The organism is Streptomyces sp. NBC_01255, assembly GCF_036226445.1.
Taxonomy (GTDB): domain Bacteria; phylum Actinomycetota; class Actinomycetes; order Streptomycetales; family Streptomycetaceae; genus Streptomyces.
This window is the reverse complement of the sequence record NZ_CP108474.1, coordinates 1,834,439-1,847,135: the sequence shown is the minus strand read 5'-3', so window position 1 is coordinate 1,847,135 and position 12,697 is coordinate 1,834,439. Positions and strand designations below refer to the sequence as shown.

The window sequence follows — 12,697 nt, the reverse complement described above, 5'->3', positions numbered from 1 at the left end:
CGCGCTCCGCTCGGCCGGTCGCGGCACCTCGGCCCGCCGGAGGGCGTCGGGCCGTGAGCCGACGGCCCCCGTCCCGCCAGGGACGTCCGGCTCCCGGCGGCCATGAGCCGCCCCGTCACCGGCGCCCCCGCTCGCGTCGGGCTCCGCGCCCATCGGCCGCACCGGCTGGACCGGGACCCGGAGGACCGTGCCGCAGGCGCAGCCCAGCTCCGGGTGGGGCCAGTCGTCCTCGCGGCCGCAGGCGCCGCAGCGGACGGTGACCCACTCGTCCGTCCAGTTCCGGTGCGTGATCGGTTCCGCCGTCCCGCCCGCCGTCACCGGCGGCGCCACCGGGCTCCCGCACGCGCAGGGGAAGACGGGCGCCGCGTACGCCTGCGTCCGCTGGCATTCCGGACAGCGCACCGGTACCGACTCAGCCACAACCCTTACCCCCTGTCGTTCCGCCCCATCGTCCACCCATCGGCCACCTCGGGGGAGGGAGTTCGGCCACTTCGCTGATCCCGCGAGGCGGACTTCTCTTGACGGTTCTCCGGGACCCGACCTACATTGCTTCCGTATAGCAGAACAGTATTTCCGCATTACGGAAACAAGCCTCCCCGGGCTCCCCGAGCCGCCGGGTGCGTTTGTCTCCGACCGGCCGAAGCAGGAGCACTCCCATGCCTCGTATGACCGCCGCCGCAGCGGCCGTTGAGATCCTCAAGCGCGAAGGCGTCACCAACGCGTTCGGCGTGCCTGGCGCGGCGATCAACCCCTTCTACCGCGAGCTCAAGAACGTGGGCGGCGTCAGCCACACGCTCGCTCGTCACGTCGAGGGCGCGTCGCACATGGCGGAGGGGTACACCCGCGCCAAGGCCGGCAACATCGGCGTCTGCATCGGCACCTCCGGCCCCGCCGGCACCGACATGATCACCGGCCTCTACTCGGCGATCGCGGACTCCATCCCGATCCTCTGCATCACGGGCCAGGCCCCGGTCTCGAAGCTCCACAAGGAGGACTTCCAGGCCGTCGACATCGCCTCGATCGCCAAGCCGGTCACCAAGGCCGCGACGACCGTCCTGGAGGCCGCGCAGGTCCCGGGCGTCTTCCAGCAGGCCTTCCACCTGATGCGCTCCGGCCGTCCGGGCCCGGTCCTCATCGACCTCCCGATCGACGTCCAGCTGACCGAGATCGAGTTCGACCCGGAGACCTACGAGCCGCTGCCGGTCTACAAGCCGCAGGCCAGCCGTGCCCAGGCCGAGAAGGCCCTGAGCTTCCTCCTGGAGTCCGAGCGCCCGCTGATCGTCGCCGGCGGCGGCATCATCAACGCCGACGCCTCCGACCTGCTCGTCGAGTTCGCCGAGCTGATCAACGTCCCGGTCATCTCCACCCTGATGGGCTGGGGCACCATCCCGGACGACCACGAGCTGGCCGCCGGCATGGTCGGTGTCCAGACCGCGCACCGCTACGGCAACGCGACCTTCCTGGAGTCGGACTTCGTCCTGGGCATCGGCAACCGCTGGGCCAACCGCCACACCGGCTACAACATGGACGCCTACACCAAGGGCCGCAAGTTCGTCCACGTCGACATCGAGCCCACCCAGATCGGCAAGATCTTCGCCCCGGACTACGGCATCGCCTCCGACGCCAAGGTCGCGCTGGAGCTCTTCGTCGAGATCGCCAAGGAGTGGAAGGCCGCGGGCAGGCTCCCGGACTTCTCCGCCTGGACCGCCTCCGCGCAGGAGCGCAAGGCGACCCTGCAGCGCCGCACGAACTTCGACAACATCCCGATCAAGCCGCAGCGCGTCTACGAGGAGATGAACAAGGCCTTCGGCCCGGAGACCCGCTACGTCACCACCATCGGCCTCTCCCAGATCGCGGCCGCGCAGTTCCTGCACGTCTACAAGCCGCGCCACTGGATCAACTGCGGCCAGGCCGGCCCGCTCGGCTGGACCATCCCGGCCGCGATCGGTGTCGCCACCGCGGACCCGGAGACCCCGGTCGTCGCCCTCTCCGGCGACTACGACTTCCAGTTCATGATCGAGGAGCTGGCGGTCGCCGCCCAGCACAAGGTCCCCTACGTCCACGTCCTCGTGAACAACGCCTACCTGGGCCTGATCCGCCAGGCGCAGGGCAACCTGGGCATCAACTTCGAGGTCAACCTCGAGTTCGAGAACATCAACACCCCGGAGATCGGCGTCTACGGCGTCGACCACGTCAAGGTCGCCGAGGGCCTGGGCGTGAAGGCCATCCGCGTCACCGACCCGGACAAGCTGGGGGAGGCCCTGGAGCAGGCCAAGAAGCTGGCCGTCGAGCACCAGGTCCCGGTCGTCGTCGAGGCCATCCTGGAGCGCATCACGAACATCGCGATGAGCAAGACGGTCGACATGAGCGACGTCACCGAGTTCGAGGAGCTCGCGACCGAGCCCGGCCACGCGCCGACCGCGATCAAGCCCCTCAAGGTCTGAAGGACCTGAAGGTCCGATCCCGGCCGCAGTGACACGGCCCCCGTCCCGAGGAGCACCGGGACGGGGGCCGCTCCGCGTTCACCCCTCCCGTACGCCCCCGGGCGCCGTCACCAGCACCGCGCCCGCGTCCGTCCACTCGTACAGGACCGAGCGTCCCGCCCGGCCCCTGCGTACGAGCCCGGCGTCGAGCAGCACCTTCAGGTGGCGGCCCACCGAGCCGAGCCCCTGTCCGGTCAGCGCCACCAATTGGCTGGTGGACTTGGGAGTTTCGAGTCGTACGAGCACGCCCGCCCGGGCCGTGCCGAGCAGCGCCCCGAGCGCCTGGGGCACGACGGGCCCCGCGCTGTCCGCCAGGACGCCCGCACACGCGTACACCACCGCGTAGCGCTCCGTCCCCTCCCACGACACCCACCCCGTGTTCGCGGTCACCGGCACGAACAGCAGACGGCCGCCGTCGACGGAACGGGGCGGATAGTTCCGTGAGTTGACCTGGAGCCGGCCGTCGCCCAGCCAGCGCATCTTCCCCGGGCACAGCTCGTCGAGTGCCGCCGCCCAGCCGCCCCGGACCAACTGGGCCGTCCGCGCCACCACATCGGCTTCGAGGATCCTCCGGCGTCGCGCCCAGTCCGGCAGCACGGTCTCCCGCCACACCCACGTCAGGACCCCGGCCATCCGCTCCGGCAGGTCGCGGGCCGAGCGCAGCGGCTCCGGTACGGGACCGCCGAGCGCGACGGCCAACTGCGGTACGGCAGCGGCCGGATCGGCCGCGCGGACGGCCTCGACCTCCTCCTCGAAGGACTGCTCGCCCTCGCCGAGCGGCGTCGGTGTCAGGAAGTCCGCGTTCCACGTCCGACCGATCGCGGCACCGACGAGCAGACCGTCGAGCGGTTCGGCCGCCAGGCGCGCCCGGTAGGCGGGGAGGTGCCGGGCCAGCCAGGCCTGCTCGCCCGGGTGGGAGCCCGAGGCCGCGTGCAGGATCTTCAGCGCCGCGATCGTCTCGGTCAGCGGCGAGACGACGAAACGACTCCCCGCGAGCGAGTCCGTACCGATCTGCCACCAGCCCATACGCCTACGACCGCACCTTCGCCACGACCCGTTGGTTTCGCCACCGAGCGAAACAATATCCCCGTTGCCCGGTGTCCCCGAAGCTCCTCGCATGCCCCGCTACCGCACCCTCTTCCGTACCCCCGAGTTCACCCCGCTCTTCCTCACGGGCTCCGCCCACAACGCCGCCCAGACCATCGCCGGGCTCGGTCTCGCCACGCTCGTGTTCCGCGAGACCGGCTCCCCGCTCCTCTCCGCCCTCGCGCTCTTCGGGCCCTCCCTCGCCCAGCTGATCGGCGCGACCACCCTGCTCTCGGCGGCCGACCGTTTGCGGCCGCGCGCCACGATCGCCGGGCTCGCGCTCTTCTTCGCCCTCGGCACCGCCCTCCTGGCGCTCCCCGCCCTGCCGACCTGGGCCGTCTTCGTGGTGCTCCTCGCCGAGGGGCTCGCGGCCTCACTCGGCGGGGGCGTGCGCCACGGGCTCCTCAACGAGATCCTGCCCCGCGAGGACTATCTCCTCGGCCGCTCCGTGACGAACATGGCCGTCGGCGTCTGTCAGATCGGCGGCTTCGCGACCGGCGGCGTCCTCGTCGCGCTCCTCTCGCCGCGCGGCACGGTCCTCGTCGGCGCGGCGCTCTACCTCGCCGCGGCCCTCCTCGCCCGGTTCGGCCTCGCGGAGCGGGCGCCCCGTGCCGCGGGGCGTGCCTCGGTCGCCGAGACCTGGCGCACCAACCGGCGGCTCTGGTCCTCGCCCGCGCGTCGCCGCACCTACCTGGCCCTCTGGCTGCCCAACGGACTGATCGTGGGCTGCGAGTCGCTCTTCGTGCCGTACGACCCCGAGCGCGCCGGCCTCCTCTTCGCCTTCGCTGCGCTCGGGATGCTGGTGGGGGACCTCACCGTCGGCCGCTTCGTACCGGCGCGGCTGCGCGGCCGGCTCCGCTTCCCGCTCCAGGCGCTGCTCGCCGCCCCGTTCCTGCTCTTCGCCCTCGACCCGGGGCTACCGCTCGCGCTCGCCTTCGTCGCCGTCTCGGCCGTCGGGTACGGAGCGAGCCTGCTGCACCAGGAACGGCTGATGGCCCTGGTACCGGCCGAGCTGAGCGGTCACGCGCTCGGGCTGCACACTTCCGGGATGCTCGCCCTCCAGGGGGTGAGCGCGGCGCTGGCGGGCACCCTCGCCCAGTACACGTCACCGCGTACGGGGATGGTGCTGCTCGCCCTCGCCTCGCTCACCGTGACCCTGGCGCTCGCCCGGGCCGACCGGGCCGACCGGGCCGACCGGGCCGACCGGGGTACCCGGGAACCGCTTCCTAGTGAGGCGCCGTCGAGCGGTGCACGACCGTGTCCTCGCACGGACCGTCGGCGAACAGCTTGAGCGCCTCCACCTCGTCCTTGTCGGCGGACAGGCCCCAGCGCAGCTTGGTGCTGACCCACTCGCCGACGTAGCGGCAGTACCGGGCGTTGTCCGCGGGCACCCACTCGGCGGGGTCGCGGCCGGCCTTCTCCTTCTGGCTGCGGGCCGTGACGGCGACGAGGGTCGCGGCGGCTCCCTGGTCGTTGGCGTACTTCTCGCGCCGGGCGGCCGTCCAGCCGGAGGCCCCCGACTGCCAGGCCTCTTCGAGCGCGACGACGTGGTCGACGCGGAGCGCGGCCGGGTCGGTGACGTTCTGCCCGTCGTAGTACGAGGTCCACCGGCCCCCGGTCAGGGCGCAGCCCGCGCCCGCCTTCGGGGCGTCGACGGCCTCGGCGACGAGGACCTCGGCGCGGGTGTCGCAGCCGTCCGCCGCGTCGAGGCCCTGGTTCCAGTGGCGGAACGCCGACTCCTTGTAGCCGTCCGGGTCCTCGGAGGCCTCGGTGAGTTCGGCGAGCGCGTCGGGGAAGAGGACGACGCCGGCGGAGAGGGCGGGGGAGGGGACGGCGAGGGGGGACAGGATCAGCGCGAGCGGCGCGAGGCCGCGCATCAGGTTCTTGATCATGTACCAGTGGATAGCGGCGGTCGCGGGGCGCACGGGGAGAGAATCGCGGTGCGCTCCTCCGAGCGGGTGCGGATCTTCACCCCTCTCCTGCTGAGTCAGGAAGCCCGGGGCTTCGGTCCTGGGAGGGATCGGCTTCTTGGAGCGGAGCCGCGCGGCGGCGGAGTTCGCTTCGGTTCGCTCTGAGGGATGGTCAGTTTCCCGCGGTCGATCGTAGTAGTGCTCTTTGCGTGAAGATTGTCGCGCAGGTGAAGTTGTTGCCAGCGTCCGCGCATGATGCGGACGCGCTGGCGGCGACCCTGCGCGCCTGCAACCGGGCCGCGAACCACGCGTCGTCGGTGGCGTTCATCAAGGGCCTCAAGCGGCGGAACTTGTTGCAGCAGGAGGTGTACTTCGCGCTCAAGGCGGACTACGACCTTGGGGCCCAGCCCGCTGTGCGGGTCGTGAAGAAGGTCTGCGACGCCTACGCCACCCTGAAGGGCAACATCAAGGCCGGGAACCTCGGCCGGGAAGGCTCGAAACGGCGCGTACGTGCAGAGTCGAAGCCGATCGTCTTCCGTGAGGACGCGGCGCAGCCGTTCGACGACCGCATCTTGACGTGGAACCTCGACGCCGGCACGGTGTCGATCTGGACCGTGGCTGGGCGCATCAAACACATCCCGTTCGTCTGCTCCGAGCAGGCCATGGAACTCCTTGTGTCCCGCAAGGGGGAGTCGGACCTGGTGATGCGGGATGGCAGGTTCTTCCTGATCGCCACCGTCGACGTGCCCGACCCGGAGGTGTTCGAGCCGTGCGGCTTCCTCGGTGTGGACCTGGGCGTCGTCAACATCGCCACTACCTCGGACGGCGAGATCATGGCCGGGCGCGGGCTCAACGGCTATCGGCAGCGGCACCGTGATCTGCGGCAGAAGTTGCAGAAGAAGCGGACCAAGTCCGCGAAGCGGGTCTTGAAGCGTGTCCGTCGCCGTGAGGCGCGGCATGCCGCGAACACCAACCACATCATCGCCAAACAGCTCGTCGCCACCGCTGAACGCACCTCGCGCGGGATCGCCCTGGAAGACCTCTCGGGTATCCGGCAGAGGGTTACGGCCAAGAAGGACCAGCGGGCACGACTGCACTCCTGGGCGTTCGCCCAGCTCGGCGCCTTTGTCGAGTACAAGGCACGTCGGGCGGGGGTGCCCGTGGTCTTCGTGGACCCGCGCAATACCTCCCGCCAGTGCTCGGAGTGCTGGCACACCCATCGAACGAACAGGGTGACTCAAGCACGGTTCGTCTGCCGGTCCTGCGGGACCGTCATGCACGCGGACCACAACGGCTCCCGCAATATCGCCCACCGTGGCGACGCTGTGTGGAAGCGGGGCGCAGTCAATCGCCCCAGAGTCAGCACACGCTGATTCCGGACGCGGGGGACCACGCGACAGCCAGCCGCGCTCCACCTGCAATCACGGCCCTCCACGGATCGGGTGACAAGCTCGATCCTCCAGGACCAAGAAGTTGACCGCAGAAACGATGCGCTGGGCGCCGCCGAAGTCCCCGTACATACGAAGAAGAGCGCGGAACCAGGGACCGTAAACCTGGTTCCGCGCTCTCCCGTTGTACCCGTCCGACGGCGCGAGGCTGGCGCGACAGGACGTTCGCGCCGCCGGACGGAGTCTGTGGGTGCAGCCGCTTTCGGGGCTGAGGGTGCCCCGAGGGGGAGGGGGCTGGGCGATAGGACCGCGGCGGCGGCGACGGGCGTGCCGGCTGTCCTCTTCTTTCAGGTCAAGAAGAGGAGCCCGACGCCCTTACCACCGCACTGGCTCGACGCCGCCGCGGTCCTCACGCTTGTCCGGTCCGCCGACCACCCCTCATCCGGGCCGGCGATCCGGACCGCGTACGGCACTGACCTCCCGTCAGGCGCCGTACGCAGTCTGGGTGGTGCTGTCCGCTCAGTCCTCGCGCAGGGCGCGGACGGCCTCGGCCACACGCTTGCCGTACTCGGCGTCGGCGGCGGCGAAGTGCGCGAGGTTCTTCTCGATGACGTCCTCGCGGGACACCTGGGACAGACCGCCGGCGATGTTGGCGATCAGACGGTTCTTCTCCTCGGCGGACATCAGGCGGTAGAGCTCGCCGGCCTGGAAGAAGTCGTCGTCCTTGGTGTGGGCGGGCGCCTCGTGGGTGCCGGTCCAGCCGTGGATCGCGAGCGGCGCGGAGAGCGCGGCGTCGGTCTGGGCCGGGCCCTGGTACGAGTTGGGCTCGTAGTTCTTGTCGTGGCGCGAGCCGTTCCGCGTGGCCATGAAGCCGTCGCGGCCGTAGTTCTCGGCCGTGGTCGCCTTGGGGGCGTTCACCGGCAGCAGGGTGTGGTTCACACCGAGGCGGTAGCGGTGGGCGTCCGCGTAGGCGAAGAGGCGGCCCTGGAGCATCTTGTCCGGCGAGGGACCGATGCCCGGGACGAAGTTGTTCGGGGAGAAGGCGGCCTGCTCGACCTCGGCGAAGACGTTCTCCGGGTTGCGGTCGAGGACCAGACGGCCCACGCGCTGGAGCGGGTAGTCGCTGTGCGGCCACACCTTGGTGAGGTCGAACGGGTTGAAGCGGTACTCGGCGGCCTCGGCGGCCGGCATGACCTGGACGTACAGGGTCCAGGAGGGGTTCACACCGCGCTCGATGGCCTGGAGCAGGTCGGTCTGGTGCGAGTTCGCGTCCTTGCCGACGAGCTCGGCGGCCTGCTCACCGGAGAGGCTGCGGATGCCCTGATTCGTCTTGAAGTGGTACTTGACGAAGAAGGCCTCGCCGGCCTCGTTGGTCCACTGGTAGGTGTGCGAGCCGTAGCCGTTCATGTGGCGGTACGAGGCGGGGATGCCGCGGTCGCCCATGAGCCAGGTGATCTGGTGCGTCGCCTCGGGGGCGTGCGCCCAGAAGTCCCAGACGTTGTCCGCCTCCTGCTTGCCCGTGAAGGGGTCGCGCTTCTGGGAGTGGATGAAGTCGGGGAACTTGATCGGGTCCTTGATGAAGAACACCGGGGTGTTGTTGCCGACGAGGTCGTAGTTGCCCTCTTCGGTGTAGAACTTCAGGGCGAAGCCGCGGGGGTCGCGGACCGCGTCCGCGCCGCCGAGCGAGTCGGCCACGGTCGAGAACCGGATGAAGGTCTCGGTCTTCTTGCCGACCTCGCCGAGGAAGTCGGCCTTGGTGTACGCGGTGACGTCGTCGGTCACCTCGAAGTAGCCGTACGCACCGGAGCCGCGGGCGTGGACCACGCGCTCCGGGATCCGCTCACGGTTGAAGCGCGCGAGCTTCTCCAGCAGGTGCTGGTCCTGGAGGAGGATGGGGCCACCGACGCCGGCGGTGGCGGAGTTCTGGTTGTCGGCGACGGGGGCGCCGGACTCGGTCGTAAGCACGCGCTTCGACATCGTGACCTTCCGTACGGGAACTCTGCTGACGGTCCGAGGAGCGTAAATTCGGCTTGAACGTAACGTCAACAGTTTGTTGAAAATGAAGTGAGGTGTTCCGGCCGGCGGCGACGCCTGGGCGCGACAGGACAGGTGTCAGCGCCGCCGCCGACCGGAAATCAGGGGCCCCGGTGAAGGGGCTGTGGGTGGCCCGCAAGCCACCCCTGGGATCAGACCTGCTGGCCGGAGAGGCGCTCGACGGCGCGCAGCAGGGCCGAGTGGTCCAGGCCGCCGTCACCCTGCGCACGCAGGGAGGCGACCAGCTGGGCCACGACAGCGCCGACCGGGAGGGCCGCGCCGACGTTGCGGGCGGCGTCGGTGACGATGCCCATGTCCTTGTGGTGCAGGTCGATCCGGAAGCCGGGCTTGAAGTCCCGGTTCAGGAAGTTGTCCTTCTTGCGGGTCAGGACCGTGGAGCCGGCCAGACCGCCGTTGAGGACGTCCAGGGCGGCCTGGAGGTTCACGCCGGACTTCTCGAGGAAGACGACGGCCTCGGCGCAGGCCTGGATGTTGACCGCGACGATGAGCTGGTTGGCGGCCTTCACCGTCTGGCCGGAGCCGTGCGGGCCACAGAGAACGATGGTCTTGCCGAGGGTCTCCAGGATCGGGAGGGCCTCGTCGAAGTCGGCCTGCTCGCCGCCGACCATGATCGAGAGCACGGCCTCGATCGCGCCGGCCTCGCCGCCGGACACCGGGGCGTCGATGACGCGGATGCCCTTCTCGGCGGCGTTCTTGGCGAGGTCGACCGAGGTCTGCGGGGTGATCGACGACATGTCGACGATCAGCGCGCCCTGCTTGGCGTTCTCCAGGATGCCCGCGGGGCCGTAGGAGATGGCCTCGACCTGCGGGGACGCGGGCACCATCGTGATGATGACGTCGGCGTCCTTCACGGCCTCGGCGATCGAGGCGGCGGAGGTGCCGCCGGCCGCGGTGAGGCGGTCCAGCTTGTCCTGCTCCAGGGTGAAGCCGGTGACCGAGTAGCCGGCCTTGATCAGGTTCTCGGACATGGGGGAGCCCATGATGCCGAGGCCGATCCAAGCGATCTTGGGGAGATTGCTCATGGTGAGGGTGCCTCTCAAAAACAGGTGGTACTTGGGGAGGGTGACGGCGGGGCCGCGCGTCAGCGGGCCGGGCGGGCCTCGACCGGGAGCCAGTCGAAGGACGCGGCGGCGTCGGCGGCCTTGTACTCCAGGCCGACCCAGCCGTCGTAGCCGGCCTTCTTGAGCTCGCCGAGGAGCTGCTCCAGGGGGAGCTCACCGGTGCCCGGCGCGCCGCGGCCCGGGTTGTCCGCGATCTGGACGTGGCCGGTCTTGGCGGCGTACTCCGCGATGACCTGGCTGACGTCCTCGCCGTTCATCGACAGGTGGTAGATGTCGAGGAGGAACTTGGCGTTGCCGAGGCCGGTGGCCGCGTTCACCTTGTCGATGACCTCGATCGCGGAGGGGGCGCTCACCAGCGGGTAGAGCGGCGACTCCGGCTTGTTGAGGGTCTCGACGAGGAGGATCGCGCCGATCCGGTCGGCCGCGCGGGCGGCCAGGACCAGGTTCTCCAGGGCGAGGGCGTCCTGGATCTGCGGGTCCACGCCGTCGACGCGGTTGCCGTAGAGCGCGTTGAGCGCCTTGCAGCCGACCGAGGCGGCGAAGTCGGCGGCCACCTCGATGTTGGCGCGGAAGCGGTCCGACTCGTCCCCGGGTACGGAGAGGGCACCGCGGTCCGGGCCGGGGAGCTGCCCGGCGTAGAAGTTCAGACCCACCAGCTGGGTGCCGGCGTCCTCAAGGGCTTTCTTGAGGGCGTCGAGCTCGCTCTGCTCGGGGGTGGCGGTGTCGATCCAGGGCCACCACAGCTCGACCGCGGTGAAGCCCGCCGCGGCGGCGGCCGCGGGGCGCTCCAGGAGCGGGAGTTCCGTGAAGAGGATCGACAGGTTCACATCGAAGCGCTGGTCCGTGCCTGCGCCTGCTGAGAAGCGGGCCATGAGGGGCGGCGCTCCTTCCGTATCGCGGAAGTAAGTTTCTGTCTGACGGAATGTTGCAAGCAGGTTGTCCTCCTTGTCAAGAGGTCCCCGCAGGTCCGGGGCTCCCGCCGGCCGGAGCGGGGCCGTACTTTGGGGGCATGGTGCGTTTGAGAGTGGAGTTCACGACCGAGCCGTTCGACCTCGACGAGGCGCCGGCGCACGCGGTCGTGGCCCGAGAGGTCATCCAGTCGGCCGAACTGGACGCGGTGGATGTCGGCCCCTTCGGCAACACGGCGGAAGGCGGTGCCGACGAGGTGCTCGGCGCGGTCGACGCGCTGCTGCGCAGATCGCTCGCGGCCGGTGCCACCCGGGTCTCCCTCCAGGTGAATGTGATCGGGGAGGGCGAGAAGTGACCGAACACCCGCTGGTCGCGGCAGTGAAGCCGCTGGTCGACGCCATGGGGGCCGAGCTGCTCGGCCCCGCGCAGGCGCAGGGCGACGACGTCGTCCTCTCCTGGGAGGGGGAGGACGTGCTCGCCGTGCGGCTGCCGCAGCTGTCGGATTCCCTGGATCACATCCTCGCGGCGATGGAACGACGGCACGGGATGCCATTGGCCGAACTCGACCGCAAGGCGAAGCAGGAAGCGGTGCGCGTTCTGGAGGCACGCGGTGCCTTCTCGGTGCGCCATGGGGTGGAGACGGTGGCGGGGGCGCTGGGCGTCAGTCGCTTCACCGTGTACAACTACCTGAACAGGGAGACCGCCCTGAACAGGGAAAAGGCTGCCGAGAGCAGCTAGTTGATCTTGTGTGACCAGGAGCCGTCGTCCAGATGTCGGGACGACGGCTTTTGTGTGGCCGACTTTTCAACAAAGTGTTGACGTTGTGTTGCGGAGGGCGTTAGCTATCCGCAGCCCGTCCGACGCACAGCGAAAAACAGCCACGGAGGCTTCCCGTGACTTCAGGTACGACACCGGGTCTGACCCGGTTCAACACCTCGGCGGACAGCGAGGCTCTCGCCGCGCTCCACGAGGTGTGCTCCAGCTCGGCGTGGGGGAGCAAACTGCTCGCCCAGCGCCCGTACGCCACCGCCGAAGCCCTCTTCCTCGCCAGCGACGCCGCCATGGCCGAGCTGACCGCCGAGGACCTGGCCGACGCGATGGCGGGCCACCCGCCGATCGGTCGTCCGAAGGCCGGGGACCCGACCTCCTCCCGCGAACAGAGCGGGATGGCCGGCGCCTCCGAGGAGCTCAAGGCCGAGATGCTCGAACTCAACCTGGCCTACCAGGACAAGTTCGGTCATGTCTTCCTCATCTGCGCCACCGGCAGGACCGGCGAGCAGATGCGCGACGCGGTCCGTGAGCGGATCGGCAACTCGCCCGAGGCGGAGCGGGAGATCGTCCGCACCGAACTGGGCAAGATCAACCGCATCCGGCTGACCCGTCTCGTAGAGACCTCCGAGGAAGAGAGCTCCGCATGAGCACCGACACCACGGCCTCGGTGTCCACGCACATCCTGGACACCAGCATCGGCCGCCCCGCCGAGGGCGTGGCCATCACGCTCGCGGCCCGCAAGGGCCTCGACGGCGAGTGGGTCGCGCTCGGCGGCTCCGCCACCGACGCGGACGGGCGCTGCAAGGACCTGCCGGCCCTGCCGGAAGAAACCACCCACGTACGACTCGACTTCGAGGTCGAGGAGTACTTCTCCAAGAAGCAAGCCGAGGCGCAGCAGGACGCCCCCCGCGTAAGGGACAGCGGTGCGTTCTTCCCGGAGGTGGCGATCACGTTCGCCGTCAAGCCGGGCGAGCACTATCACGTACCGCTGCTGCTCAACCCGTTCGGCTACTCCGTTTACCGAGGGAGCTAGC

Annotated in this window: 12 protein-coding genes; 7 read left to right on the top strand and 5 right to left on the bottom strand. The window is 69.9% G+C overall.

The features are described 5' to 3' along the window. Nucleotides 1-656: 656 nt before the first annotated feature. A complete protein-coding gene (gene gcl, locus OG357_RS07985) occupies nt 657-2,444 on the top strand; it encodes a glyoxylate carboligase (protein ID WP_329620483.1) in 1,788 nt (595 codons plus the stop codon). Nucleotides 2,445-2,522: 78 nt separating this feature from the next. Here the strand turns inward: gcl and OG357_RS07980 are convergent, their stop codons facing one another. After that, complete coding sequence (locus tag OG357_RS07980; protein ID WP_329620482.1) at nt 2,523-3,509, bottom strand: ArsR/SmtB family transcription factor; 987 nt, start codon at nt 3,507-3,509, stop codon at nt 2,523-2,525. Nucleotides 3,510-3,600: 91 nt separating this feature from the next. Here OG357_RS07980 and OG357_RS07975 point away from each other — a divergent pair, with 91 nt between their 5' ends. Next, nucleotides 3,601-4,860: an MFS transporter gene (locus tag OG357_RS07975; protein WP_329620481.1), complete on the top strand. Its 1,260-nt coding sequence runs from the start codon at nt 3,601-3,603 to the stop codon at nt 4,858-4,860. Here the strand turns inward: OG357_RS07975 and OG357_RS07970 are convergent. Continuing rightward, entirely contained in the window at nt 4,796-5,461 is a 666-nt protein-coding gene (locus OG357_RS07970) for an HNH endonuclease (RefSeq protein WP_329620480.1), read from the bottom strand. The two genes, OG357_RS07975 and OG357_RS07970, sit on opposite strands and share 65 nt — an antisense overlap. Before the next feature lie 227 nt (nt 5,462-5,688). Between OG357_RS07970 and OG357_RS07965 the strand changes: the two genes are divergently transcribed. Next, nucleotides 5,689-6,852, top strand: a complete 1,164-nt coding sequence (locus OG357_RS07965; protein WP_329620479.1) for an RNA-guided endonuclease InsQ/TnpB family protein — start codon at nt 5,689-5,691, stop codon at nt 6,850-6,852. A 534-nt stretch (nt 6,853-7,386) separates the two neighbouring features. Here the strand turns inward: OG357_RS07965 and OG357_RS07960 are convergent. The 3 genes from OG357_RS07960 to OG357_RS07950 all read right to left on the bottom strand — a co-directional run bounded on the left by OG357_RS07960 (nt 7,387) and on the right by OG357_RS07950 (nt 10,855). Further along, the gene (locus tag OG357_RS07960; protein WP_329620478.1) at nt 7,387-8,844 is read right to left on the bottom strand and encodes a catalase; all 1,458 of its coding nucleotides are present in this window, start codon (nt 8,842-8,844) and stop codon (nt 7,387-7,389) included. 209 nt (nt 8,845-9,053) lie between these two features. Then, complete coding sequence (locus tag OG357_RS07955; protein ID WP_329620477.1) at nt 9,054-9,944, bottom strand: 2-hydroxy-3-oxopropionate reductase; 891 nt, start codon at nt 9,942-9,944, stop codon at nt 9,054-9,056. Between the two features lie 59 nt (nt 9,945-10,003). Further along, entirely contained in the window at nt 10,004-10,855 is an 852-nt protein-coding gene (locus tag OG357_RS07950) for a TIM barrel protein (RefSeq protein ID WP_317600485.1), read from the bottom strand. Nucleotides 10,856-10,995: 140 nt separating this feature from the next. Between OG357_RS07950 and OG357_RS07945 the strand changes: the two genes are divergently transcribed. The 4 genes from OG357_RS07945 to uraH all read left to right on the top strand — a co-directional run bounded on the left by OG357_RS07945 (nt 10,996) and on the right by uraH (nt 12,696). Beyond that, nucleotides 10,996-11,247: a hypothetical protein gene (locus OG357_RS07945; RefSeq protein ID WP_329625519.1), complete on the top strand. Its 252-nt coding sequence runs from the start codon at nt 10,996-10,998 to the stop codon at nt 11,245-11,247. A gap of 44 nt (nt 11,248-11,291) precedes the next feature. Next, nucleotides 11,292-11,630: a helix-turn-helix domain-containing protein gene (locus OG357_RS07940; protein ID WP_329625518.1), complete on the top strand. Its 339-nt coding sequence runs from the start codon at nt 11,292-11,294 to the stop codon at nt 11,628-11,630. Between the two features lie 155 nt (nt 11,631-11,785). Next, entirely contained in the window at nt 11,786-12,310 is a 525-nt protein-coding gene (gene uraD / locus OG357_RS07935) for a 2-oxo-4-hydroxy-4-carboxy-5-ureidoimidazoline decarboxylase (RefSeq protein WP_317600487.1), read from the top strand. Next, nucleotides 12,307-12,696: a hydroxyisourate hydrolase gene (uraH, locus tag OG357_RS07930; protein WP_024758738.1), complete on the top strand. Its 390-nt coding sequence runs from the start codon at nt 12,307-12,309 to the stop codon at nt 12,694-12,696. Before uraD ends, uraH begins: the two co-directional genes overlap by 4 nt. Nucleotide 12,697: the final 1 nt, after the last annotated feature.